The sequence below is a fragment of the Acuticoccus sp. MNP-M23 genome (genome assembly GCF_031195445.1).
Classification (GTDB): domain Bacteria; phylum Pseudomonadota; class Alphaproteobacteria; order Rhizobiales; family Amorphaceae; genus Acuticoccus.
In genome coordinates this window covers 1-24,077 of record NZ_CP133485.1, presented here as the reverse complement: position 1 = coordinate 24,077, position 24,077 = coordinate 1, and the positions used below count along the sequence as shown (strand labels likewise).

The window sequence follows — 24,077 nt, the reverse complement described above, 5'->3', positions numbered from 1 at the left end:
GCAGGAAGGCCGGCATCCCTGTCGAGGTGAAGCTCGTCGGCAACCGCGGCCGCGACATCCTTCCCTTCATCGAGCTGTTCGACGAAGGGGAGCACGCTCCCGACGACCTGTGGTGCCATGTTCACCTCAAGAAATCCCTCGCGCTGGGCGCCAACAGCCCCGGCGACGTGTGGCGCGACTTCCTGATGCGCATCATTCTGGGCAACGCCGATGCCCTGTCCAACGCGATCCCGATCGCGAGCCGGAAGGATGTCGGCCTCGTCACCGCGTTCGATCCCAACATTCTCGGCTGGACGGGTTCGGTCCGCCTCATCAGCCGCTTCGAGCAGCATCTGCCGGCGCCGCTGCCAGCCCATCCGATCTTGTTTCCGATCGGCAACATGTTCTGGACCAAGGCTCGGGTGGTCGGCGCGATGAGAACGCTGTTCCCGGCGTCCTATCCCTGGCCCAACGAGCCCATCGCCAACGACGGCACCGAGTTCCACTTCATCGAACGGCTGTGGCCCGCCATGGCCGCGGTCGAAGAGCTCGAAACGATCTATCTGGAAAAGGCGGACCAGAAACGCGGGTAAGATTCTGCAAAATCGCAGTCTGGCTCCGCTCTGCCAAATCAACTACTGAGGCAGACCCCCCTCGCGTCGCAGTTTGGACACTATCCATGGACATCATCTTCCACATCGGCATGGGCAAGACCGGCACGAGTTCGATCCAGCGTGCCCTGCAGACCGGGACCAAGGCGCTGGCTCCGCACAACGCCCACTATCTGGGGATGTGGTTCGACATGATCGCGCCGCGCTTCCGCGGCCATGAGGGGCTGAAGGATTTCTGCAACATCCCGCCGGAGGCGAAAGAGGCTGCCGCCGGCACCTTCCTGTCAGCCCTTGCGGACATCGAGCGGAACTCCGGAGCGCACACCTTCATCATGTCGAACGAAGGTTTTTTCGGCGAAGGCGACGGGCTGAAGCCGTTCATCGATGCCCTGCGCCCGCATGCCAACATCAAGCTGATTGCCTACATGCGCCCGGCGCGCGAGTGGCTTCCCTCGGCGTTCGCCCAGTGGGGCATCCGGCACAAGACCTATCCGGGTCCGATCCAGCCATTCGGCGAGCGCGCCAAGCTCCTCATCGGCCAGTACAACGGGATCCGCGCCTGGCACCAGAATTTCAGCGATATCCTGGTGGTGCGCAAGCACACCAAGTCGATCGACGTGGTGGCGGACTTTTCGGAGGTGATCGGCATTCCACTCCCGGCGGGCGAGCGAAGCCTGGAGCGCTCGGAGCCGGCCGAGATGGTTCTGCAGGCCATGTTCAACAACCGCTTCCCCAAGCCGGTTATGCCGGAGCGGTTCCGCCGTGTGGTGCTCGGGTCGGGACACGAGGTCCGCTCGGTCGAGGAAATGGCCCGGCTGTGCTTCGAGCATGACGGGCTCGACGCGATTGTCGATGGCCGCGCGCCCCTGTTCGATTATGTACGCGAGAATATCGGGATCGAGCTTGACGGCAAAAGCGACGGCGACGGGCGTACCGTCGACAAGGACGCCCTGCGCGACCGGATCCTCGATTATCTGATCGAGATCACCTTCCTGCAAGCAGCCCGGATCCAGAAGCTGGAAAACGAGATCGAGGACCGGAAGGCTTAGGTCAGAGCATTTCTCGTTCCAGGGGGTCGGCAGACAGATTACGGCGCTGGTCGATTGTAGCCGGCGCCTCCTCGGAGCGCGCAAAAAAAGTCCGCATCGGCATGACACCGATGCGGACTTTCTCATGTTGAACGAGGGCGCCTCAGGCGTCCTGCGTTGCACCTTCCTTGGCGGAAATGGTGAAGCCCTGCTTGTCGAGCTGTTTCAGGAGACGGCCCGCCTGCGGCAGAACGGACTTGCGCTCGGCCTTGTAAGCATTCTTGCGCTCTTCGCTGGTCGCGAAGTCGCGGCCCTCTTCCTTGCACTTCACCCGCCACATGGCGCGTGCGAGCGCTGAGCGGACGTTATTGCCAGATTCAGCTTCGTTGTCGTTGGTATCAGTCATGGAATCTCTCCGTGAAACGTCGTCCGCATGACCACTGGTGCGCTGGCCGGCTTCAGGCGAGTCCTGCACAGCCGCTGCCAGTCGCCGAACGGCTCTGGGGCGTCTTTTAGCACGTTCGTTCGCAGTTGCAGCGAAACTTTCTTTGAGAAGAGCGTCAAGTGCCTTCGCAATGGAGGTAGGCGTCGGCTGCGAGGGTGCAAGACCTTCGCGGATCAGGTCGAGCATCGGGGCCGCCCCGATTGCGGCCTCCAGCAGGCTCTCCTCACCGGTGATGGCGCCCGCGGATGCGTGAGAGGATTCAGCCAGGCTTTCCCCCAGCCGCTCTTCCATCCAGTCGACGTCGGCGCGATTTGCCTCCAGGAGCGGATCGAACAGCGAGGGGGCGAGGGCAAGCTTGGTGCTGCCGATCCCCTTCAACGCCGCGATAAATGCATTGCGGGCGGGCCCGGACCCGCGGTCCATCCAGTTGTCTTCACCGAACTTGCGCTTGACGTAGAGAAGCGCGGTGCCTTCGAGGCTCAGCGTATCATTCTCGAACACTTGGTCGGCGGGATCGACGATGGCGCCGATGCGATCACAGAAGTCGAGAACAACGTCCCCGCCCTTGAGCGAGGCCCTGTCGAACTTGATCAGTTGGACGTTCTCGCGGCCGAAGATGTCATCGTATTTCTGGAATTTCCCGCGATAGTCCGCCCACTTCATCAGGCTCTGGTCGAATTCCGGCCGGTGCAGACCCTTGATGTTCTGTTGCAGTGCACTCGTCGTCCAGGACCGGGGAGGGCGTACATATCCGATGATACGGATATCATCGCAATATTTGCGAAAATACTCCGCAACCGCCTCCACGCAGGGGCGCCTGATACTGCTGAGCCGTTCGGCCGAGAACACGACCGGCCGGCCGTCGGCCTCCTTCAACGATTGCTGGAGCTCGTCCGCATATTCTGCCCGGCGCTTTGCGACCGTGGCGTCGCTGGCATTCTTCAGCTTGGAATCCTTGGACCAGCCTTTGCCCTCGAACAGGTAGCGGACCGCCCCGGAATGGTTGGGGTGCTCCGGCAGCAGGTAGAACGGGTTCTGGATGCGCGCCTTGGCCAGCGTTTCCTGAATGGAGCTGGTGCCGGTCTTCGGCATCCCGATGTGAAGAAAGGCTTTCATCGAATAGCTCCTGCCATGGGGCGCATCCGGCAGCCTTGGCGAGGCCGTCCGGCGCGCGCCGTTTCAACACGCACGCGCTTTGCGGGCATGCTGCCGAACCTGGTCTCGTCGATCATGTCAGCCCTGCCATTCAAGACACGTGCGTCCTCTATTGCCTTGAGGTTTGAGGGTAAAGGGCCAATCTTGCCCCGCAAACGCTCCGTGAAATCCTCGACAACCCCGGTGGCCGGGGATCCCTCAGTCGGGTGGTGGTTCGTGGATCGAGTAGCTGAAGCGCTCGAAATCGGACCGGTAGGTTTCCGCCACATGCACGATCGAGGACGTGTCCCACTCGATGGCCTTGCCCAACCCCTTCGAAGACAGTTCGTGCGGCACGGTTTCGGGCGGCGTCCGGCCGATATGCTTGCACACGGTCGCGATGATGGTTTCGAGCCCGTCCTCGAAACGCATCAGCGTCGTCCGGTTGCCGGTGAACTGCCACTGCGGGCGAAGGTGGTTGTCGAGATGGAAAGAGTTGTTCCGGGCGAGCGTCAGGTTGTGCTCCAGCCACGGGCCGAATTCGGGGAATGGCATTGCCCCTTCCTGGGCCAGCATCGCCCGCATCCGGTACTCCGACGCGATCCTCGTGAACGGATTGCGCACGATCGCAAACCCGTAGTCGAAATAGTTGCGGCTGAAGAGCTGGTCGATCTCCATGCGCCGCAGGTGCTGCGGCGTGCATTTCAGCGCGGGAGGGATGAGGCTGGGGGACCAGAATTGCAGCTCGCCAAGCGTCCGCATCCAGGTCTCGACCGACGAGCCCCCTGCCTTCGGAATATGGATGAACAGAAGACGAAAACCGTCGAATTCAACGAATGGCATCTGTCAGTTCCAACTATCTGCCAATCGGCAATAATTCACCCGGTCATCTCCGCCCGGCCTACTCTCGCAAACCAGATGGCTCGTAAAGATGCAACCATCGGGCCTCTTGCGCTTCATTCAGGATCGAGGACCAACCGCTGCCGGGTGGGCCGCCGTGTCGGCCGCGACACCCGCCGGCTGACCATGCAGGCGTCTTGATATTCAATCTTTCTCCCGAGAAATATAACATCATGGCGACGGATTTTATTCATCGCGCTCTAGAATGGCCCGTCATGTTTTCCGTATTCCGGGCGCTCCTTGCTGGAATTATGGTTCGCGCTTGCGCAGGACAACGAAGTCCTCGTTGCCGCCGACAATCCCCGGGTAGATCGCCTCGACCGCCAGGATCTTGCCGAAGACGCCGGTGACGTAGGCATGGCTGTGGGCGGCAAGGTGCCCGCCGCCGGGAAGGGCCGCGCCCGCAGCGACGATCACGCCGGAGCGTTCCAGGTCGTCCACCGTGACCCTCGGCAAGCCCGGCGGCGCGCTCTTCAGCGCGAGGGCGACGGCGGCCGGACCGCGCAGCGAGATCAGCGCGGCGCCCTCCGGCTTCAGGACCCGGGCGAACTCGGCGAGCCAGGCAAGGCCATCCGCCTCGGCAAGGCGGGGGAAGATCGAGATTGCGTAAAGCGCATCGAAGCTTTCGTCCGCATAGGGGAGCGGCGGCGCGGCCGGGACGGTGCGGCAGCGGGTGCCCGGAAGCTGCGCGGCGAGATAGCTCATCGCCGCCCCGTTCACGTCGCACGCATCGCTCGGCATCCCGCTCCGGCCGGCAAGGTCGAGCGCGACCCCGCCGATCCCGGCGCCGAATTCGAGAATGCGGCCCGTGCCGGGTGTCATCCCCGCGGCAGGCACATGATCGAGGAGCTTGCTGTGGAGAGCGGCGGTGACGACACCGCTCTGGCGCCTGAACGCTGTCCAGCCGGGCGAACCTTCCTCGTGCATTTCCTGCGCTGCCGTCTCGGGGTGCGCCTGCCAATGGGTCATGTCGGATCCGTCTTGCGTGAAGTGCCCCTGCCAGGAGCCTGCGGGCTCCTGCGAATTCCTAACCCATACAGGTCCGAAGCCGACGCGAATATGGACGGCCCTGCCCATATTCGTGCCTTGCCGTCTTCTCCGGCGTGGGTTAGACGACCACCGGTGGCAAAACGAAGGTCAAATTTGAAATTCGGACAAGCTTTCGGAGGCTTCGAACCGTCAAATGCCAGCTTATCGGAACATGTTCCTGATGGGGCGCCTCCAGGGTCCAGCAAGCATTGCTGGATTCGAGTCGGCCTGACGATGCCTGCGAAGACGAAAAACGCCAGCAACCAGTAAGACGTCCTACCCGGAGAGTAGCATGAGTTTGCCTGTCGCAACGAATACGAAGGCACGAGCATCATGAAGGGAATTATTCTCGCGGGTGGCTCCGGCACCAGGCTTCGCCCCATCACCAAGGCGATTTCGAAGCAGCTCCTGCCGATCTACGACAAGCCGATGATCTATTACCCGATCAGCACGCTGATGCTGGCCGGGATCAAGGATATCCTGATCATCACGACGCCGGAAGACGCGCCCCTGTTCGAGAACCTTCTCGGCGACGGCAGCGCGTGGGGCATCAACATCGTGTTCGCCCAGCAGCCCAAGCCAGAAGGCCTGGCGCAGGCGTTCATCATCGGCCGCGACTTCGTCGGCGACGATCGCGTTGCGCTGGTCCTCGGCGACAACATCTTCTACGGCCACGGCCTCGACCAGCTCCTTCTCGCCGCCGCAGGCCGGGAGACCGGGGCAACGGTCTTCGCCTATTATGTCAAGGACCCGGAGCGTTACGGCGTCCTGTCTTTCGGCGCCGACGGCAAGCCGGACGACATCCTCGAAAAGCCCGAGGTGGCCCCATCCAACTACGCGGTGACCGGCCTTTATTTCTACGACAACGACGTCCTCGACATCGCCGCAGCGGTGAAGCCCTCGCACCGCGGTGAGCTCGAGATCACCGACGTGAACCGCGCCTACCTGGAACGCGGCGACCTCAATGCCGAGACCATGGGCCGGGGCTACGCCTGGTTCGACACCGGCACGCACGATTCCCTCGTGGATGCCGCCATGTACATCCGCGCGCTCGAGCAGCGTCAGGGCCTGCGGATCGCCTGTCCCGAAGAGATCGCCTGGCGGCAGGGCTGGCTTGGCGACGAAGCACTCGCCGCGCTTGGGCGGGAACAAGAAAAGAGCGGCTACGGCGCCTACCTTCTGGAGCTTCTGGGGAAGTAACTGAGCTGATTTAAACTCTTCGCATTCACCTGAACACAGCATTATTGGGGCTGAATATGGCAAATGATCAGAAACCTGAAATACAGATCAGTGAATCCGACTTGTACGCTTTTGCAAATTGCATCTGGTGGGTGATGCAGGAAGGAAGTCTCCCGAAGGGGCAGGAGAAAATCCAGTCCAAGTGGGAAGAAGAAGCAGATGACTGGGCCCTGAAAGCCCGAAAGATCATGCGTCATCTGGACTATAACGGCTTCAACATGGAACGGATCAAGCCGCAGGAAGCCGCGAACCCCTGATCCCCTTCAGCCGCCGCCGGCGTTCCTGCCGTGCGGCGGCCTCGCGCGCCGTGTCCTCCTCGCGTCCATCACCCGACGACATAGATTTACGAATCTTTGAATACGATATGAGATAAATAACGCCGGGAGCCACCTGGCGGTCACATGGCGTGTCGCATCCTCAAACGACCGTTTGCGACACGCGTCCGCGCGCCCCCGCAAGGAGTGACGACGATGCTGGTTGGCTACATGCGCGTGTCGAAGGCCGATGGCAGCCAGTCGCTCGACCTGCAGCGCGATGCCCTTTTGCAGGCCGGCGCCGCCCCCGAAACGATCTACGAGGACCAGGCCTCCGGCAAGCTCGCCGAGCGGCCCGGACTGGCGGCCTGCCTCAAGGCGCTGCGCGAAGGCGATGTGCTGCTCGTCTGGAAGCTGGACCGTCTGGGGCGCTCGCTCGCGCACCTGGTCGAGATTGTGGCCAGCCTGAACGAGCGCGGCATCGGCCTTAAAATCCTCACCGGGCAGGGCGCACAGATCGACACCACCACGCCAGGCGGACGGCTCGTGTTCGGCATCTTCGCCTCGCTTGCCGAGTTCGAGCGCGAGCTCATCCGCGAGCGCACCATGGCCGGTCTCACCGCCGCGCGTGCCCGCGGACGCACGGGTGGGCGAAAATTCGCCCTCACCAAGGCCCAGATCCGCCTCGCCCAGGCCGCGATGGCCAACCGGGACACCTCCGTCAGCGAACTTGCCGCCGAGCTCGGCATCAAACCCGTCACTCTTTATCGCTACGTCGGACCCGACGGCTCACTGCGCGAAAATGGCGAGAGGGTCCTTAACGCCAAGGCTCCGGGCCGGAGCACAAAAACGCGGTTGGCGTAGAACCTTGCCCCTCCCGCAAGGCACGGGTGGACGGCGTTCAGAATAATTCGCTCAGACGCCGCGGACTGCCCTCGGCGATGCGAACATCTGCGCAAACGTCCCGGCGATCGCCGCCGGATCGTGGGCCTCCCGGATTTGGGCGATGGCGGCCTCCACGGCGGCCGGGGTGCGCGCGTCGATGGCGCGGGCGATCGCCGCTGCAAACGCCTTCGCGCTGTAGTCCGCCGCGATCTCGCCGAAGCCGAACGCCTCCACGAACTCGGCGCAGCCATGGCCGGGCCCCACCACGGGGATACCGCCATAAACGCCGGCCTCCACAAGGATATTGGGCCAGTTGTCTTCCGAAGAGGCGGTGAGAAGGATGTCCGCACCACGGTAGACTTCGGTGATCACCGCATGGTCGGTGATCCGGCCGTGCGCCACGTAGGGAACGCCGGTGGCGTCCAGGAGCTTGCGCACCGCGCTGTCGCCATGGCCGACGAGGTCGACCACCAGAGGCGCACCGTCCCGCGACAGGAGGGCGAGCGCGTCCAGCGCCAGCGCCATGTTCTTGCGCCGCTCGCTGAGATAGTCGGCAATCAGGAGAAGGCGCAAAGGCGCGTCCGCGCCGCGCACCAGCGGCGCCTCAAGCGGGGCGTAAGGGTTGCGCACCACGTGGGCGCGCGCCTCCGGCACGATGCCGCTTGCCACTGCCCTGTCGCGCACATAGTGGCTCGGCGCCGTCAGGTGGACATTCTCGCGCGCAAAGATCCCGGCCTTGATCCGGTAGAGGCGGGGCGGCACGTCGAGCCCTGCAAGGGTGCGGTCGATCTGCGGGCAGGCGTGGCAGCCCGTCGCCATCCGCTCGCAAGGCCCCGGATAATGGCAGCCGCCGGACACGTAGTTGAAGTCGTGGAGGGTGAAGGCAACCGGCTGGCCGGTGCGGGTCACCGCATCGATCTCGGCAAGGCTGAGTATGGTGCTTGCCCAGTGGATGTTGACGAGGTCGTACCCTTTCAGCATCTCCACCAGCCAGCCGCGCGCAAAGCCCGGAAACTCCACCGAGAAGTGCACATCGCTGACGATGCGGTTGCTGTAGCTGATCTTGGGGGCGACGTCGTCCGGCAAGAATTCGCCAAGCGCCGCGCCATCGAGGAAGTCGACGTCGAGGTCGGTGTGGGCAATCAGCGCGTCGGCGAGGCGCCGGGCGGCAATGCCGGCCCCGCCCACGGGCGCGCTCGACAGGATCGCAACGCTCTGGCGTGCGTCGGTGCCGGACGGGGATGTGCTCATCTTGTCTGCTTCAGGTCCTGCGCGAGGGTGAGCGCGCGGTTCTTCTCCACCTCGGCCTCCAGCGCGGTCATCCGCTTGAGGAGAACCCCGTAGTCGCCGGTGTCGTAACCGGGCTTTGCCTCGCCCTCCCCCGCGGACTGGTTGTAGAGATCGACCAGCATCGCAAGCGTGCGTCCCGCCTCGTCCAGCGCGCCGTGCCGGGCCTGGACCATCGCGAGTTCGGCAATGGATTCGGCGCGTTTCTTCCGCGTCTTGCAGCCCTCGTGGTAGACGCTGTAGGCGATTTCGCGCGCCACGTGACGGATCGGGAATTGCGCCGCCATCGCCAGAAACAGGTCGGCGTCCATCGCATATTCGAGTTCGGCCTTCAGCGGGCCGGCCGCCTCCCAGGCCTTGCGCGAAAAGAACACGCTCGGCTGGATGAGGTGGTTGGCCGAATAGTCCTTCAGCCGTTCGAAGGTGAGCCGGTCCGGGCTCTGCCGGCTCTGGTGGATCACCGAAAGGTCGATCTCGGTCAGCGCGGCGTCGCCCACCACCAGGTCGGCGTCGGTGTCACGAAACGCGCGGCGCACCGCGTTCAGCGTGTTGGGGAGGATCACGTCATCCCCGTTCAGCCAGTGCAGGATATCGTGCGAGGCGCGGGCAAACCCCTTGTTGAGCGCGTCGGACTGGCCCTCGTCCGGCTCCGACACCACGGTCGCGAACGTGCCCTCGTAGTGGGCGAGAATCTCGGCCGTGTTGTCGGTGCTGCCACCGTCCATCACGATGATCTCCACGCCCGTCAGGTCGTTGCCCAGAAGGCTGCGGATCGTGCGCTCCAGAAAATCGCCGGCATTGTAGATCGGGATCACGATGGAAAGGCCCGGCAGGGTCTCTTCGGCGGGCTCCAGCTTGAGGCCCGCCTCCCAGGGAAGGACCCCCGCCCGCGTCAGCGGCTCAGGCAGCGTCGTCATGTACATCTCCGCAAAGGTCCAACAGGGCGCCAAGGATCGCCCGCTCGCCATCGTTCTGGCAGGACAGCGCCAGAACCTTGTAGAGCGCCGCGTTGAAGACACCCTCTTCCACAAGATCCGCCACGAAGAGCGCGGCAAGGGCCGCGCGCCGCGCATCCGGGTCGTCGCGCGTGGTGCTGATGGCGGTTTCGAGCTTCAGCGCGTGGTGGGTCTGCGCCGGATAGGTGCGCACAGGGGCGGTGCGCTCGCGGCAGGCAAGGTGGCAAAGGGCGGCGAGCAGGTCCTCGGCAAGGCGGTGCCCCAGCGGTCCGGTCCGAAAGAAGTTCTGCACCGCCCCGAAATCGGCGCCCGCCCCGGCCCGGTTGTCAGCTGACAACTCCTGCTGCCCGGACCGGATCCGGCGGTCCGCCAGGGCGACAAGGGCGGCAAAATCATAATTCCAGCCGACGAACGGGGCGAGCTCGCAAAGCCGCAGCGCGATGCTGCGTGCGGCATCCGACGGCGCGGCCGGTTTGGGCGCGCGATAAAATTGCGCCTTGGCGAGGCGGGAGAGGCTGGTGGCTGCCGCGCACTCGGCCACGATGATCCTGTGGAACTCGCGGGCCGCTTGCGTGGCGGTGTAGGTGGTCGCCGCGTCGAGGTCGTGCATCGCCGGCAGGTAGGGGGCGAAGGCGTCGACATTGGCGTAGGTGGTCTCGTGGATCTCGTGGAGGAGAACGCCGCTGTCCATCAGCCGGCCGCCGACGAAGGGCGAGCGCACCACGGCGCCCAGCAGGAAATCCCAGCCCGGAATGCCGAACGCCATCTGCGCCGAGACGGGCATCTCGGCCAGCATCATGTTGGTGGCCTTGAGCGCCCGCGGGCTGAACAGGAAGGCGTCGAGCCCGTTGCGATAGGGGGTGTTCGCGGCAAAGCGGTGGCTTTCCAGCGTCGCGCATTCCTCCCGCGTCAGCGCCAGGGCGGGGGCTTGCGCTGCCCAGAAGCGCACCGCCTCGGCACTGCGCATGGCGGGATAAATATCGGAATTGACGAGAAGGACCGCGCGCTCGGGGTCCTCGCCGAGCCTCCTGAGAAGCGGTGCGATCCGCGGCACGGGCTTGCCGTAAAGGGCAGCCCCGGTGTCCGCCTCGTCAAGCTCGATGATTGCAGCGCGAGAGACACCCGCCGCCACGAGCCGTTCGGCCTCCGCCCCGGTGTTGGCCGTGCGCACCTCAAGGCCGAGCGCGGCCCACGCCTCCAGGCAGCGCAGCTGGTGGGCAAGCCTGGCGAACGGGTTGAGGGAGGTGACGAGAAGGGGAAGCGTCACGCGTCAGACCTGGCGCACGACGATTTTGGACAGGGCGACCCCGAGGGTGCGCGGATCGCCCCTGTCCGAAAGGTCCACCTTGCTCTTCAGCCGCAGCTGAAGCCGCACCGGCGTTTGCGCCGCCGGATTGGCAAGCGTGAAGGTGGCGCTCTTGATCGCGCCGCCCTCCGGCGGCAGCACCAGCTCGTAGTCCGACGCGAACGCATCCTCGATGCCGATCTGGAAGCCTTCGAGCGCGGCCTTGTCGATGGCGTGGGCAATGTGTGCGGTGACGCGCACCGGCCGGTCGCGTGCGATGCTCACGGTAAAGTCCTGGTCGTCCTCCCGGCCCATCCAGCGGAACATCATCTGGTCGTCGCGCCGCTCCAGATGGTAGAATGCCGGATGGTCGAAGTGCTTTTGCGCGGTCAGGACCCGCAGCGCACCGTCCGGCTGGTTCTCGGCGTCGGCCTCGATCCCGGTTTCGCCGGCATCCGCTTCCGCCACCTCTTCCAGCTCCAGGCTGTGAAGGCCGATGGCAAGAAGGCGCGCATCCCCCTTGCCCGACATGTCGGTGCGGGAGGCGGCGGCAAGGTTGATGCGCCCCGGCGCGAGCGGCCCGTCCGGTTCGCCGGGCACGGTGAAGACGGCACGCTTGATCGCCATCCCGTCCGAGGTGCGCTCGGTCTCGTATTCTTCCGCAAAATGGCCGTTGATGCCGAAGGTGAAGCCGGCAAACGCGGCCTCGTTGATGACGATCGGCATGAACGCCGACACGCGCACCTTTCGCCCGGACGGCAGCCGCACCGGCACCTCGCCGCTCTCGGTCCGCCCCATCCAGCGGAACGGCAGGTTGTCGCCGGGGCGCCGCTCCAGGCCGTAGAAGGCGGGGCTGTTGACCCGCTCGTCGAACACGATGGACTGGCGGAAAGGCCCTTCCATCGGCAGTTCCGGAATCTCGATCTCTTCGCCGAGCTCGGCCACCGTGATGCTGGAGACACCAACCGACAGGGTGCGCGGGTCGCCGAATTCTTCCATGTCCTTGCGCTCGCGCGCCCGCAGCGACAGGGCAAGCCGGGTATAGCGGCTCTCGGTCTCGCGTGCGGGAATGACCGCACTCTTGTGAAAGCTGCCGTTGGCAAGCCGCTCCGTCGTGGTCTCCTCGGCATAAACGCCGTCCGCGCCGATCTCGAAGCCGTCCAGCGCCATGTCGCTGACGGCAAGCTCGATGTGGACGGTGACGCGCACCGGACGGTCGCATGCCACGAGCGTCGGCACGAATGCTTCGGCCTCGCGGCCGAACCAGCGGAACGGGCGTTCGGGGCTGACATGCTCCAGGCCGTAGAAGGCGGGGTTGGAGAACTCGCGGCCGAGCGCGATCACCTGGCGGCGCAGGACACGGTGCTCGGTGTAGCTTGCCACCAGAGCATCCTGCGTTTCGGCAAGCTGCTCCAGCAGTGCATCGCGCTCGGCGGCAAGTTCGGCGAGTTCCGCCTTCAGGTGGTCGCCAGCCTCGGTGCCAAGGCCGGCCGGTTCCGGCATGACGGATTGCGACAGGAGCGCGCGATAGCGGGCGAACGCGGCGTCGGGATCGGTCGCCGGCTCGGGGGTGGCGCCGGGGCCGGCAATGGCCGCAATCCGCGCGGTGAGGCGGCGGGCGGATTCGGATCCGGCAAGCGCCGCGCCGGCAAGGGCGAGGAGGACGGGGTCGGCGCTTTCAGGCGCGGCCATGGCCTCCCCCTCCGGCGGCTCGGCACCGAGGACGCGGGCCAGAAGGTCGAGCCCCGGACCCGGCGCCGCAACGTCCACCAGCGAGGCGGCACTGCCGAGTTCGTCGGCAATGGCGAGCATCGCATCGGTTTGCGCGATCCACTCCTCCAGGGCGGCGGACGGCACCGCACCGTCCCCGACCGCCTCGGCAATGGCAAGCGCGGCCGACCGGTAGAAGAGGACCATGTGGCAGGCTTCGTCAGGCAGCGGCGCCGGCGCCTCGGCAAGGCCCATCTTCAACCCGGCGCGTTCGGCGAGCGCGCCCAGGCGTTCCAGGAGGACGTCCGGCGTTCCGCGCACCGGCATCACCACCAGGTCGACCGTGTCGCCGCCCTCTTGCAAACCGTCACCAAGCACCATGTTCGCCCCGTTCGTCCCGCAGCATCTTCGGCCCGAAGTGCACCGCCGCCCCAGTCTTAGTCCAGCCGGCGCCGTTTCGCGAGGCTGATGCACACCCGGAGTGTACGGGACGGCACCGAGGTGCCATATAGCCGCGCGGCCGGCGAGCGGCACAGCGCCGATATGGAACGAACCCCGCATGACCCGAAATGGTGGCGTCTTCAATACCGCCCCCGGCGAGCCCGGCACAAACGGCCCCGCCACCGCCCGCGCCGTCCCGCGCCAACGCTGCGCCGGAACATCGGAGAGGCCATGAAAGTCCTGATCACCGGCGGCGCCGGCTACATCGGCTCCCACGCCGCAAAGGCGCTTGCTGCGGCCGGGCACGAGGGGGTGGTCTACGACAACCTGTCCACCGGCCACCTGTGGGCGGTGAAGTGGGGCCCGTTCGAATATGGCGACATCGGCGACACCACCACCCTCGCCGGGGTGATGCGCCGGCACGGGATCGAGGCGGTTCTTCATTTCGCGGCGCGCAGCTATGTGGGCGAATCCGCCGTCCGTCCGGACATCTACTACCGCAACAACGTCTCCGGCAGCATCAGCGTTCTCGACGCGATGCGGGCAGCGGACGTCGGGAAAATCGTGTTCTCCTCCACCTGCTCCACCTACGGCGCGCGCAATGCGATGCCGCTGGTGGAGGGGATGCCGCAGGCGCCGATCAACTGTTACGGCCGCACCAAGCTGATGGTGGAGGAGATCCTCGGCGACTATGCGAGCGCCTACGGGATCGCGCCGATGGTCCTGCGCTTCTTCAACGCCGCCGGCGCGGACCCGGACGGCGAGCTCGGCGAGGAGCATGTCCCCGAGACCCACCTCGTGCCGCTGATCCTGCAAGCCGCCGCCGGAATGCGTCCCGAGATCCAGCTGTTCGGAGACGACTACCCCACCACGGACGGCACCTGTGTGCGCGACTACGTCCACGTGACGGATCTCGGCGCAACGCACCTTGCCGCCCTCTCCCGCCTCGTTCCCGGCGAGTTGCAGGCCTACAACCTTGGTAGCGGCACAGGCTACAGCGTGCGCGAGATGCTGGCGGCCGCCGAGCGGATCACCGGCCGGCCGGTACCGGTGCAGATTGCGCCACGGCGTCCCGGCGACCCGCCCCGCCTGGTCGCCGACACCGCTGCTGCCGCCGCCGCCCTCGGCTGGTCCCCCCGGCACAGCGACCTCGACACGATCATCGCCACCACCTGGGCATGGATGACCGAGCACCGGCAGAACGCCTACCGCGCGCTTGCGAACCGCGGCGGCGCCTGAGACCTCGCTACGGGCGCCGGCTTGCAGAATATTCCTTGAAAAGGTCTGACAGGCGATCGTTCACGAAGGCGCCAAATCCCCTGACGTCGTCACCCTCGATGGTGATGACCGTCCGGCCATTTTCCGTCTTTACCTGCGCCGGGAGGCCTTTTGCCGGTTTCGGCTGAAGGCGGTGCGGGGCGCTGGCGGGTTTGGCGAAAGCGTCGAAAACAGCCTTGAAGCGGGCGTCGCTGGGGCGGTCCTGTGCGGCCCTGGCGGCGGCAAGCGCCGTCTTGGCACCGGGGCCCTTGCACAGGTCGACGAGGGCAAGCCAGCGGGGGCGGCCAGCCTTGGGGGCAGGGCCGATCGCTTCGGCAAGGCCATCCGGCAGACCATTTGCGACAGCAAGGAGACGGGCAAGCTCGGACTTGTCGACGCCGAGCGCTGCGCCGATGGTCTTGCGCGACAGTCCGCGGTCGACCAGCGCCGCTGCGAAATGGGCGCGCTCGATGAAGGACAGGTCGCGCCGCGCGTTGTTCTCGCGCCCCTGCGCGACGACGAGGTCGTCGTCCGACAGCGGCCGCACGATCGCGCGGACCGGACGGCCGAGTGACTGGCACGCACGCCAGCGGCGGTGTCCGTAGGCGATCTGGTAGCGGCCCGCATCGTCGGGGTTCGGGCGGACCAGGATCGGGACCGCCTGCCCGCCCTCGGCAATGCTGCCGGCGAGGGCTTCGATCCCGCCGGGGTCCGGATCGCCGGGCGCATTCTCGCTCAGCCTGTCGCGGACAAAGGACGGGTCGCAAAGGGCCGGGTCGAGGTCGACGATCCGCTCGCCCGAGGCGGGGCCCTTGCGATCCTCGCGCATCTGGTCGAGGGCAAGGCCCATGGTCCGGACGGCGCCGGAGCGGATCACCGAGACTTGCGGCGCACCGGTCTTTGCCGGCGCCTTCGGCTGGGCCGGATCGACCGCGAGCAGCTTTTCCATGGCGAGACGTCGCTTGGTCATGGCTCTCTCCGCGCACAATGGTTGTCAGCTGACAACCGGGTGTTGGCAATCGTTTCCGCCGTCTTGTTGTCAGCTGACAACCGTGTCCGGAGCGGCGTCATCAAGGGGGTGTTGTCAGGTGACAACCATCGCGCGTTGTCACCTGACAACCGATGGTCTCCGCCCTCTTCTGTCGGCGCCATTCCGGTCGCGTCAGCGTGCATCGCGGGCCTCCCAGACGGCACGGATCAGATCCTCGATCTCGCCGTTCAGCGCGTCGAGGCTCTCGATCGCGCGGTCGTAGGTCGTCCTTGTCATCCCCTCGCGGCCGACCTCGTAAAGGGTCTGCTTGGAAAGGCCCGCATCGGCAATCGCGGTCGACTTCACCATCGCATTGGTGAGGACGCGGTCGGCGAAGAGGTTGCGCAGGAACGCGGTCACCTGCGCCTGCGGGCCGTCGCGCGGCTCGTAGCGGGTGAAGACGTAGCGGAAGAAATCGAACTCCACGTTGGCGCCGGCGCGGCGGACCACGTCCATCAGGTCGGCGGTCATCAGCAGGAACTGGCTCATCGACGCAACGTCGAGCATCTGCGGGTGGATGGTGAGGAGGACGCCGGTTGCCGCGCACAGCGCGCCGAGGGTGAGAAAGCCGAGCTGAGGCGGGCAGTCGAGAACGATCACGTCGTAGTCGCGGGAAACGGCGTCGAGGCTGGTCGCGACGCGGGTGTAGAACGGTGTCTGCGGTCCGTCCTCCACGAGCACCCGCGGCGTCTCGTGCTCGAACTCGTGGAGCTCGAGATTGCCGGGGACGAGGTCGAGGCCGGCAAAATAGGTCGGCCGGATCACTTCGCCGATCGGGCGGGGATCGTCGTAGCGGATCGCGCCATAAAGGGTTTCGCCACTGCCGACATCGGTCTCCGGCTGGTAACCGAGAAGGCTGGAGAGGGACGCCTGCGGGTCGAGGTCGACCGCCAGCACCTTGAAGCCGCGCATCGCGAGATGCTGGACGAGGTGGATCGTGGTCGTCGTCTTGCCCGAGCCGCCCTTGAAGTTGGCGACGGCAATGATCTGTGCCGGCTCGCCGGCGGGGCGGCCCGGCAGGATCACTTTCGCCTTCGCGCCCCCCTTGCGGGCAAGCTGCTCGCGCAGGGCATGGATCTGTTCGAGCCGGTAGGCGTGGCGGTTGCCGCCAAGGCGTTCCGGCTCCGGTCCTTCGCCGCTGCGCGCCATGTGTCGGAGATACGAATCGGTGACGCCGAGGAGCTTTGCTGCTTCCGCACTGGAAAAGGGCCGCAGCTCTTTGCGTGTTTCGGGATGAAAGAGCTGGTCGCGCAGACGCGTGATCTGGGCGCTGAGCGTTTCGGCATCAGCGGCGATCGTATCGAAACTGGCTGTTTTGGGTGCGGCCGTGCGGCCGCGTGAGGCCTTCCTGCGGGAAGGAGCGGGCTTGATCGTTTCAGGGCCCTGTTCACTGCTATTCACGCGAACGCCTCCGTTTTGCGTGAATAGCAGTGGCCGGCCAATGCCTAACGCAGCGTTATCTTTCGCCCCTCTTTCGGTCGATCCAACCCGGGCATGCGTCTTTTCCGGGAGTTTCAAGCGTTCTTTTCGGGGCATTGGGATGCCGTTGTTCGCGGCGCTGCCGGTTGCCGGAAGCGCCGCGTCTGAGTGTTAGAATGGGTTATAGAGGTGTTACGCTGGAATTTCGGCGCCTCAACCTATTGATGGAACGGACTTAAATAAATTTAACGGGTGTGTGAAATATCGAAAAATGGTGGGTGAAATGTCGATGGTTGGTGGGTGAAATATCGAAAGCGTCGGACCCTTTTCAGGCCTCGGCGGTGGGTGAAATATCGAAGCGGTTCGCTTGTCAGCGGTGGGTGAAATATCGATAATCCGCTGGTGGGTGAAATATCGAATCAAGGTGCGGGCCGTGACCGCTCCCCCTTGCTCCCGGACCGGGTGGGGCAGCGGGACCTTTTCGTCTGCGATATCTTCAACGCTGCACCCAAGGGCGACATGGCCTCGATGGAGCACCCGATCTTCTCGCTGTCGACGAAGCCGGACTTTCGCCGCCGCCGCTACGAGCACAACAGGAGCTTCGTCGAGATCAAACCCTCGCCGGACGGCCTCGCCACCGTCCACGACCGCGATGTCCTGATCTATTGCATCAGCCAGCTGATGGCGGCGCTGAACGAGGGGCGGCCGGTCTCTCGCAAGCTGACGCTCCACGCCCACGACCTTCTCAAGGCCACCAACCGGATGACCAACGGCCAGGGTTACGAGGGCCTCAAGGCGGCGCTGCGACGCCTCCAGGGCACCCAGATCGAGACCAACCTCGTCACCGGCGGCTCCGAGCAGTTCGACGTCTTCAGCCTGATCGACCGGGCGCGGATCATCCGCGAAACGCGCGAGGGGCGGATGCAGGAGGTGGAGATCACGCTGTCGGACTGGGTGTTCAACGCCATCGAGGCGAACGAGGTCCTGACGCTGCACCGCGACTATTTCCGCCTGCGCAAACCTCTGGAGCGGCGGATCTACGAGCTTGCCCGCAAGCACTGCGGGATGCAGCCCGAATGGCGGATCTCGCTGGAGCTTTTGCAGAAGAAGTGCGGCTCCAACTCCACCCCCAAGGAGTTCCGCCGCCTTGTCTCGACAATCATCAGCCACGACGAGGCGCACGGCCACATGCCGGACTACAGCATCCGCCTCGACGGTGACATCGTGCGCTTCGAGCGGCGCGGGACGGCAGGTTCACGCGTGCGGCGCCCGTCCCGCCCGGACGCGGCGGGCCATCTGGCGCTTGCCCCCGCCACGTTCGAGGCCGCCCGCAAGGCCGCGCCCGGCTACGACGTCCACTTTCTCCACGCCGAGTGGCAGGCCTACGCTGCCGACCAGGGCACCCCCGTCAAGCACCCCGACAGGGCCTTCATCGGCTTTTGCAAGGCAAGGCACGCCCGCGCCCCGCTGCGGTGAGCGGGAGCGCCGGCCGGATGCGATCAGTCTGTCGACATCTGTTTGGCTCGCACCACGAACCCCTGCTTGCGCAGATCATTCATGATGGATCGCGAAAGGTCCACGTAAGATGCCCCGCGGCCTTCGGTATGGTTGGGCGAAGTCGCACCATACGTCTGCTCCAGCGCTCTTGCGAAACTCGTGACGATCGTGTCGTCGCGCGTTGCGCCGCCGACCTGCGCAAGGCAGATCCCGTACAGTTTATCGAGGGCCGCCGTTACTGATTCGAGGGTCGGATCACGAGGGGCGAGGCCGGGTTCGATTTCGTCCAGCAATCTGGCCGAAGACAGCGCGACTGCGATGAGATCCTCTTCTCCGCCTATTGCATCAGCCGCAAAGTCCGTTTCGCCCCGAAGCGAGGCTCCGACCCGCTGTTCCATCCAGTCAATGTCATCTTGGTGATCAGCAAGCAGCGGAGCCACGAGGGACTCCGCCAGCGAAACCTTCCGCTTTCCCAGGCCACGAAGTTTATCAAGAAAACGAGCATAAGCCTTCGCCGAATTCGGATTCTCCCAGTTCATGGGGGATCCAAAAAACCTCTTGGCATATAATAGGGATACAGCCTCAAGGCTCATCGATTCGTTTGCCTGGACAACGTCTTCATGGTTTAGCGGAAAACCAATTCTGTGCGCGAAATCCAGAACGACGTCATTTCCCTTCAGGGTTTTTCGATCAAAAACCACAAGAGAAACATTCTCCACCCCGAATATTTTATCGAATTTTTCGAACACTTTTCGATAGTCTCGAAGAGTAATAAGTTCCTGAAAATTATTCACCGCGCGGTTCTTGGATCTTTGCTGAAATGCACTGTTGATCCAGGGCACAGGCGGGCGAACATAGCCGATTATCTGTATTGAGCTGCAATATCGTGATAAATAATCACGCATTCTCTCTATCGCCTCATGCGACGCGACGCTCAGATACTCGGCCGAAAAAACAACGGAACGTGCGTTACAGGAACTCAGCGTTTCATCGATGGAGTTTTTCCATTGTTCGATTATTTTTGAAGTATATTCAGGGTCTTGTCTTTTAGACCTGTGCTTGAAAAGTCCGCGAGGGTTTTCTTCAAAAATAGCGGCAAGCGGCACGGAATTGTTGGCTGGGTTTGGAAGGACATAGAGCGGGTCCTTTGTTGCCATTTTTGCCATGGTCGCTTGAATGGAACTGCTTCCGGTCTTGTGCATCCCAATATTTATGAAGCATTTCATCGATAGTTTTACCTAAGCTATAGTGGCGATCGAATTCGTTCTGGCCACTCCGCTCCTGCATCGCGTTCAAAACAAATGTCGAAACCGCAAGGTAGCAGGCGGGGTCACCGTGTTTCCGCGCCAAGGCGTCAGAAGCGCCGGCCATCGCATCGTGATCGACCGCTCAGCCTGCGTTCTTCGCGCCAAGGCGTTCGCCGGAATAGCGCTGCGCGCGGATCGGGCGCCACCAGGCCTCGTTGGCCAGATACCACTCGGCCGTCTTGCGCAAACCCGTCTCGAACGTCTCCTCGGCCTTCCAGCCGAGCTCGGTTTCCAGGCGCGTGGCGTCGATGGCATAGCGCAGGTCGTGGCCCGGGCGATCGGTGACGTAGGTGATGAGGTCGCGCCGCGGGGTGTCCGAGGGGGCGAGTTCGTCGACCGTGTCGCAGATGGCGTGGACAACATCGAGGTTGGAGCGCTCGTTGCGGCCGCCGACATTGTAGGTCCTGCCCGGCTCGCCGCGCGTCACGATCATTTCCAGCGCGCGGGCGTGGTCGTCCACGTAAAGCCAGTCGCGCACGTTCTCGCCGCGGCCGTAGACCGGCAGCTTCTCGCCGTGCAGCGCATTGAGGATCATCAGCGGGATGAGCTTCTCGGGGAAGTGGTAGGGCCCGTAATTGTTGGAGCAGTTCGACATCACCACCGGCAGCCCGTAGGTGCGGTGCCAGGCCATCACCAGATGGTCGGACGCCGCCTTGGAGGCCGAATAGGGCGAGGACGGCTCGTAGGGAGTCTCCTCGGTGAAGAGGCCGCCGTCCAGCGGCAGGTCGCCATACACTTCATCGGTGGAGATGTGGTGGAAGCGGAAGGCATCGCGCTTTTCTGCGGGGAGGCCCATCCAGTAGGCGCGGGCAGCTTCCAGAAGCTCGAACGTGCCGTTGATGTTGGTCGTGATGAATTCGCCCGGACCGTCGATGGAACGGTCGACGTGGCTCTCGGCCGCCAGGTGCATGATCGCGTCGACCTGTTCCTCGGCGAGAAGGTCCGCCACGGTCTGCCGGTCGCAGATATCTGCTTTGACGAAACGATAGCGGTTCGACGACGCGATCTCCTGTAGCGAGGAGAGGTTCGCCGCGTACGTCAGCTTGTCGAGGTTCACGACGCTGTGATCTGTGTTGTTGATGAGGTGGCGGCAAACGGCCGAACCGATGAAGCCGGCTCCTCCGGTGACGAGAATTTTCACGGGCAGCACCCCTTCGGTTTGATAACGCCGGAAGGTTCGATAGGGCGCGATGAGCGTAAAGTAAATTGACACGGCCCCACGATCTGGCCCGAACCTTGCCGGCAGGGTTCGATATTCTGAAAAATTTGTTTGCCTTCGAATTGGAACGAATGCCTGTGGTCTGTTGATGGGATTGTAGCCCTCAAGCCTCGTAGTGCTCTGTCCGACAGGCATCCTTGACTTCGAATCTTGCAGCCGCGAGGACATGCGGAGGCGACCAATGCCAGCAGCCGATGAGGCATGACGATGACAGCAGACACACCTCTCAGGGTTCTTGTCCTCGGCGGTACCGGATTTATCGGCAAGGCGCTGGTTCGGGCGCTGGCCGCAGAACCCGGTGTCGAAGTGGCCTGGACCGCACGGCCCCAGACCGAGGCGTCGGATATTGCGGGAATCGCCCCGCCGGTGCCGATGGAAGACATCGACGCACTCGACCTCGAGATCCTGCGCGGCCAGGATGTCATCATCAACCTTATCTCCCGCGGGCGCGGGCGGCTGGTCAACTCGCGCGACGTGATGGTGCGGGTGCGCGGCCACAGCCGGCTGATCGACGAGCTGATCAACCGCGAATTTCGCGGCCGGTTCGTCTACCTCTCCTCCGGCGGCACCGTCTACGGCATCGACCCGGGCGAGCCCTGCCACGAGGACATGCCGCTCGCCCCGTTCAACGATTACGGCCTCGAGAAGGCGATGGTGGAAATGCACCTCGGTGCTGCAGCGCGGACCGGCATGAAGGTCTCGATGCTGCGCGTCGCCAACGCCTATGGCGAGGGGCAGGTGATGAAGCCGGGCTTCGGCGTGATCCCCGCGATGATCGGCGCACTGAAGGCAGGGCAGCCGTTCAAGGTCTATGGCACCGGCGAGTCCGAGCGCGACTATGTCCATGTGGATGACATCGTGAGCGCGATCCTTCTTGCGATGCGCTCGAACGGGGTCGGCCCGGTCAATATCGGTGCCGGGCGCGGCACTTCCGTGCGTGAGCTCCTGGCGCTGTGTGCCGAACTGTCCGGCACCCCGATGCCGGTCGAGACCGTGCCGGTGTTCGCGCCCGAACCGAAATCCATCGTGCTCGACATCGCGCGTGCGCGCGAGCGGCTTGGATGGACGCCCTCCGTTCATCTCAAGGACGGCATCGTCCGTCTTCTGGCAGCCGAGGGTCTGCTACGCCAAGCCCACCGCCTGATGCTTTAGGACTGACGCCTCACATGAACGAACTTGATGAGATCTGGCGCGGGTTAGTGCAGGGAACCCCGCACGAGAGCCGTGAGGATTTTCGTTTCGACCCCGTTTTCTACCGCTCGATCTACAACGACCTTGCCGGCGAAGCGGACCTGCGCAACCACTACGAGACCCACGGCCGCTTCGAGGGCCGGATCACGATGCTGTATCAGCGCACCCGCGCCGAAATGGAAAATCTCGACGACAAGCTCCTGTCGCTGGTCAGCGACAAGCGACTCCTCGATGCCATGGCCACCGGCAACCCCGAGGCCTTCGCGCTCGCCTTCGAGCTGATCGTCCTGGGCGATCCGGTCGACAAGTACGTCTCCGACTTCTCCTTCGAGCACTACATCAAGTCATATCCGGACATTGCCGGCGGCGGCATCCATCCGTTCGTCCACTACATCAAGTTCGGCGTTACCGAAGGACGGCGCATTCTTGCCGACCTGCGGCGGAACAGCCGCCAGGGGGCAATCCCCTACGATCCGGACAAGCCGACCTGCCTGATCTGCACCCACGAATTTTCCGGCACCGGCGCGCCGATGGTGGCGCTTCAGATGGCACGCAGCGCCGCGCGGTCCCACAACGTGGTGGTGGCGGCCCTGCGTGGCGGGCGGCTCCTGCCGCGCTTCGTGCGCACGTGCTCGTTCGTCCTGTGGACCGAATCTCCGTTCAACGAATTCGACACCTTCAACCCCGCGATCACCGACAAGATCACGGTTGCCGTGCTGAATTCGGTCGAATGCCTGCCGTTCCAGCCGCTCCTCGTCGAGCGCAAGATCCCGTACGCCTGCTACATCCACGAATTCACGGATTATACGCTTCCGCCCTACAAGAATATCGTCACGGCGATGCTTGCCGACAGGATCGTTTTTTCTTCCGAAACAGTGCGAAACTCCTGGATGTCGGTGTTCCACGACCTCGACTTCGACGTGGAGCGCGATTCGGAGATCATCCCGCAGAGCCCGCTGAAGACGGGCACGGTCGACAAGGCGGACTACGAGGCGGCGCGCGAGCATCTTTCGGCGCTGATCGGGGAGGATCTCGGCGAGCGCCGCGTGGTCTACGGGGCCGGCCACGTCCAGTGGCGCAAGGGCACGGACATGTTCGTCATGACCGCGGTTCAGGCCCGGTCACAGGATCCCGATACGGTGTTCGTGTGGATCGGCGACGGCGTGAACCACGAGGACATCTCGTTCGGCGTATGGCTCGACAAGCATCTGCGCGAGGCCGGCGTGAACGAGCCGGGGGGCAACCTCTTCGTGGTGCCGGCCGGTCCCTATTATCATGACGTGTGCCGCGCGGCGGACGTCCTCTTCCTGTCCTCGCGGCTCGACCCCCTGCCCAACGTGGTGTTCGACGCGGTGGAGATGGGCGCCGGCGTCCTGATGTTCTCCGGCGCATCCGGTTTCGACGACGCGCGCTATGCGGACTTCACCATGATGGAGCGCGTCGGCTATGGCGACCTCGGCGCTGCATCGAGGGCGCTTCTGGCGTTTCCGCGCAAGATGGAAAAGGACGGCCTCGTCGCCGTGCCCGGCACCCACGAGCTGATTGCGGACAATGCGGCAGCCAGCGGCATCGAGGCGGGCGCCGTGTTCGGCGCGATCCTCTCCGGCCTCAGGCAACGCCTTGCGGAAGGCCATGCCGAGGAAAACCTGTCCGGCCGCTACGACACCGTTGTGGCGGGCCGGCCGGAGGAACTCGAGAAGATCCGCCGCTACGGGCGCCTCGCCGTCTGGCGCGATCGCACCGAGGCGGATGCTGCCCTCAAGGCCTCGGACAACTGGATCCACGCGCGCCAGCGGACCAGCGTCTATGGCGAGGTGGTTGCCCATCCGCCGTGCGACTATGCCATCCACGTCCACGCCTACTATCCGGAGAGCCTTGCCACCGACCTTGCCGACTATGCCGCCTTCCGCTGTGCCCACCGGGTGGTGATCACCACCAATACCGAAGAGAAGGCCGACAAGATCGAGGGTTATG

At 64.4% G+C, this 24,077-nt stretch carries 20 protein-coding genes; 9 read left to right on the top strand and 11 right to left on the bottom strand.

Annotated features, from left to right (window positions below; all coding sequences use genetic code 11):
- A partial coding sequence (locus RDV64_RS23725) for a rhamnan synthesis F family protein (protein ID WP_309199806.1) occupies nt 1-572 on the top strand: 572 nt, incomplete at its 5' end.
- 86 nt (nt 573-658) lie between these two features.
- The gene (locus RDV64_RS23720; RefSeq protein ID WP_309199805.1) at nt 659-1,639 is read left to right on the top strand and encodes a hypothetical protein; all 981 of its coding nucleotides are present in this window, start codon (nt 659-661) and stop codon (nt 1,637-1,639) included.
- A 142-nt stretch (nt 1,640-1,781) separates the two neighbouring features.
- Here RDV64_RS23720 and RDV64_RS23715 read toward each other — a convergent pair whose 3' ends face one another.
- From RDV64_RS23715 to RDV64_RS23705, 3 genes are all read right to left on the bottom strand, one after another.
- On the bottom strand, nt 1,782-3,179 hold the full coding sequence (locus RDV64_RS23715; RefSeq protein ID WP_309199804.1) for a hypothetical protein: 1,398 nt from the start codon (nt 3,177-3,179) through the stop codon (nt 1,782-1,784).
- Nucleotides 3,180-3,416: 237 nt separating this feature from the next.
- Entirely contained in the window at nt 3,417-4,040 is a 624-nt protein-coding gene (locus tag RDV64_RS23710; protein ID WP_309199803.1) for a sulfotransferase family 2 domain-containing protein, read from the bottom strand.
- 306 nt (nt 4,041-4,346) lie between these two features.
- Nucleotides 4,347-5,066 (bottom strand): class I SAM-dependent methyltransferase, encoded by a 720-nt coding sequence (locus RDV64_RS23705; RefSeq protein WP_309199802.1) that lies wholly within the window; start codon nt 5,064-5,066, stop codon nt 4,347-4,349.
- 393 nt (nt 5,067-5,459) lie between these two features.
- Here RDV64_RS23705 and rfbA point away from each other — a divergent pair, with 393 nt between their 5' ends.
- The 3 genes from rfbA (at nt 5,460) to RDV64_RS23690 (ending at nt 7,483) form a co-directional block, all read left to right on the top strand.
- Entirely contained in the window at nt 5,460-6,326 is an 867-nt protein-coding gene (gene rfbA, locus RDV64_RS23700) for a glucose-1-phosphate thymidylyltransferase RfbA (protein WP_309199800.1), read from the top strand.
- A gap of 56 nt (nt 6,327-6,382) precedes the next feature.
- Nucleotides 6,383-6,622: a hypothetical protein gene (locus tag RDV64_RS23695; protein ID WP_309199799.1), complete on the top strand. Its 240-nt coding sequence runs from the start codon at nt 6,383-6,385 to the stop codon at nt 6,620-6,622.
- Between the two features lie 213 nt (nt 6,623-6,835).
- Nucleotides 6,836-7,483 carry a recombinase family protein gene (locus RDV64_RS23690; RefSeq protein ID WP_309199798.1) on the top strand — a complete coding sequence of 216 codons (648 nt, stop codon included), beginning with the start codon at nt 6,836-6,838 and terminating at the stop codon, nt 7,481-7,483.
- A gap of 51 nt (nt 7,484-7,534) precedes the next feature.
- Here the strand turns inward: RDV64_RS23690 and RDV64_RS23685 are convergent, their stop codons facing one another.
- Genes RDV64_RS23685 through RDV64_RS23670 form a run of 4 tightly spaced genes read right to left on the bottom strand, consistent with a single transcriptional unit; the run spans nt 7,535 to nt 13,123 of the window.
- Complete coding sequence (locus tag RDV64_RS23685) at nt 7,535-8,755, bottom strand: glycosyltransferase (RefSeq protein WP_309199797.1); 1,221 nt, start codon at nt 8,753-8,755, stop codon at nt 7,535-7,537.
- Complete coding sequence (locus RDV64_RS23680) at nt 8,752-9,708, bottom strand: glycosyltransferase family 2 protein (RefSeq protein WP_309199796.1); 957 nt, start codon at nt 9,706-9,708, stop codon at nt 8,752-8,754. The genes RDV64_RS23685 and RDV64_RS23680 overlap by 4 nt, the downstream gene beginning before the upstream one ends.
- Complete coding sequence (locus tag RDV64_RS23675) at nt 9,692-11,014, bottom strand: hypothetical protein (RefSeq protein ID WP_309199794.1); 1,323 nt, start codon at nt 11,012-11,014, stop codon at nt 9,692-9,694. The genes RDV64_RS23680 and RDV64_RS23675 overlap by 17 nt, the downstream gene beginning before the upstream one ends.
- Before the next feature lie 3 nt (nt 11,015-11,017).
- Nucleotides 11,018-13,123 carry a hypothetical protein gene (locus RDV64_RS23670; RefSeq protein ID WP_309199793.1) on the bottom strand — a complete coding sequence of 702 codons (2,106 nt, stop codon included), beginning with the start codon at nt 13,121-13,123 and terminating at the stop codon, nt 11,018-11,020.
- Between the two features lie 291 nt (nt 13,124-13,414).
- On the opposite strand from RDV64_RS23670, the gene galE reads away from it, so the two are divergent.
- A complete protein-coding gene (gene galE, locus RDV64_RS23665) occupies nt 13,415-14,422 on the top strand; it encodes a UDP-glucose 4-epimerase GalE (RefSeq protein WP_309199792.1) in 1,008 nt (335 codons plus the stop codon).
- A 7-nt stretch (nt 14,423-14,429) separates the two neighbouring features.
- Here the strand turns inward: galE and repB are convergent, their stop codons facing one another.
- Complete coding sequence (gene repB, locus RDV64_RS23660) at nt 14,430-15,410, bottom strand: plasmid partitioning protein RepB (RefSeq protein WP_309199791.1); 981 nt, start codon at nt 15,408-15,410, stop codon at nt 14,430-14,432.
- A gap of 192 nt (nt 15,411-15,602) precedes the next feature.
- Nucleotides 15,603-16,871 carry a plasmid partitioning protein RepA gene (gene repA, locus RDV64_RS23655; protein WP_375143858.1) on the bottom strand — a complete coding sequence of 423 codons (1,269 nt, stop codon included), beginning with the start codon at nt 16,869-16,871 and terminating at the stop codon, nt 15,603-15,605.
- Nucleotides 16,872-17,336: 465 nt separating this feature from the next.
- On the opposite strand from repA, the gene RDV64_RS23650 reads away from it, so the two are divergent.
- The gene (locus RDV64_RS23650; protein WP_309199790.1) at nt 17,337-18,365 is read left to right on the top strand and encodes a replication initiator protein A; all 1,029 of its coding nucleotides are present in this window, start codon (nt 17,337-17,339) and stop codon (nt 18,363-18,365) included.
- Nucleotides 18,366-18,388: 23 nt separating this feature from the next.
- On the opposite strand, the gene RDV64_RS23645 is transcribed toward RDV64_RS23650, so the two are convergent.
- Together RDV64_RS23645 and rfbB are read right to left on the bottom strand one after the other, a co-directional pair.
- Entirely contained in the window at nt 18,389-19,588 is a 1,200-nt protein-coding gene (locus RDV64_RS23645) for a hypothetical protein (protein ID WP_309199789.1), read from the bottom strand.
- Nucleotides 19,589-19,775: 187 nt separating this feature from the next.
- Entirely contained in the window at nt 19,776-20,834 is a 1,059-nt protein-coding gene (gene rfbB / locus RDV64_RS23640) for a dTDP-glucose 4,6-dehydratase (RefSeq protein ID WP_309199788.1), read from the bottom strand.
- Nucleotides 20,835-21,119: 285 nt separating this feature from the next.
- Here rfbB and RDV64_RS23635 point away from each other — a divergent pair, with 285 nt between their 5' ends.
- Both RDV64_RS23635 and RDV64_RS23630 read left to right on the top strand, forming a co-directional pair.
- A complete protein-coding gene (locus tag RDV64_RS23635; protein WP_309199787.1) occupies nt 21,120-22,064 on the top strand; it encodes an NAD-dependent epimerase/dehydratase family protein in 945 nt (314 codons plus the stop codon).
- 14 nt (nt 22,065-22,078) lie between these two features.
- Nucleotides 22,079-24,077 (top strand): glycosyltransferase (locus tag RDV64_RS23630; protein WP_309199786.1); only part of this gene is annotated, 1,999 nt, incomplete at its 3' end.

Excerpts from the sequence above, each read along its gene's own strand:
- RDV64_RS23720 (WP_309199805.1), top strand. The coding sequence starts at position 659 with ATGGACATCATCTTCCACATCGGCATGGGCAAGACCGGCACGAGTTCG.
- RDV64_RS23715 (WP_309199804.1), bottom strand. The coding sequence starts at position 3,179 with ATGAAAGCCTTTCTTCACATCGGGATGCCGAAGACCGGCACCAGCTCC.
- RDV64_RS23710 (WP_309199803.1), bottom strand. The coding sequence starts at position 4,040 with ATGCCATTCGTTGAATTCGACGGTTTTCGTCTTCTGTTCATCCATATT.
- RDV64_RS23705 (WP_309199802.1), bottom strand. The coding sequence starts at position 5,066 with ATGACCCATTGGCAGGCGCACCCCGAGACGGCAGCGCAGGAAATGCAC.
- rfbA (WP_309199800.1), top strand. The coding sequence starts at position 5,460 with ATGAAGGGAATTATTCTCGCGGGTGGCTCCGGCACCAGGCTTCGCCCC.
- RDV64_RS23695 (WP_309199799.1), top strand. The coding sequence starts at position 6,383 with ATGGCAAATGATCAGAAACCTGAAATACAGATCAGTGAATCCGACTTG.
- RDV64_RS23690 (WP_309199798.1), top strand. The coding sequence starts at position 6,836 with ATGCTGGTTGGCTACATGCGCGTGTCGAAGGCCGATGGCAGCCAGTCG.
- RDV64_RS23685 (WP_309199797.1), bottom strand. The coding sequence starts at position 8,755 with ATGAGCACATCCCCGTCCGGCACCGACGCACGCCAGAGCGTTGCGATC.
- RDV64_RS23680 (WP_309199796.1), bottom strand. The coding sequence starts at position 9,708 with ATGACGACGCTGCCTGAGCCGCTGACGCGGGCGGGGGTCCTTCCCTGG.
- RDV64_RS23670 (WP_309199793.1), bottom strand. The coding sequence starts at position 13,123 with ATGGTGCTTGGTGACGGTTTGCAAGAGGGCGGCGACACGGTCGACCTG.
- galE (WP_309199792.1), top strand. The coding sequence starts at position 13,415 with ATGAAAGTCCTGATCACCGGCGGCGCCGGCTACATCGGCTCCCACGCC.
- repB (WP_309199791.1), bottom strand. The coding sequence starts at position 15,410 with ATGACCAAGCGACGTCTCGCCATGGAAAAGCTGCTCGCGGTCGATCCG.
- RDV64_RS23645 (WP_309199789.1), bottom strand. The coding sequence starts at position 19,588 with ATGCACAAGACCGGAAGCAGTTCCATTCAAGCGACCATGGCAAAAATG.
- RDV64_RS23635 (WP_309199787.1), top strand. The coding sequence starts at position 21,120 with ATGACAGCAGACACACCTCTCAGGGTTCTTGTCCTCGGCGGTACCGGA.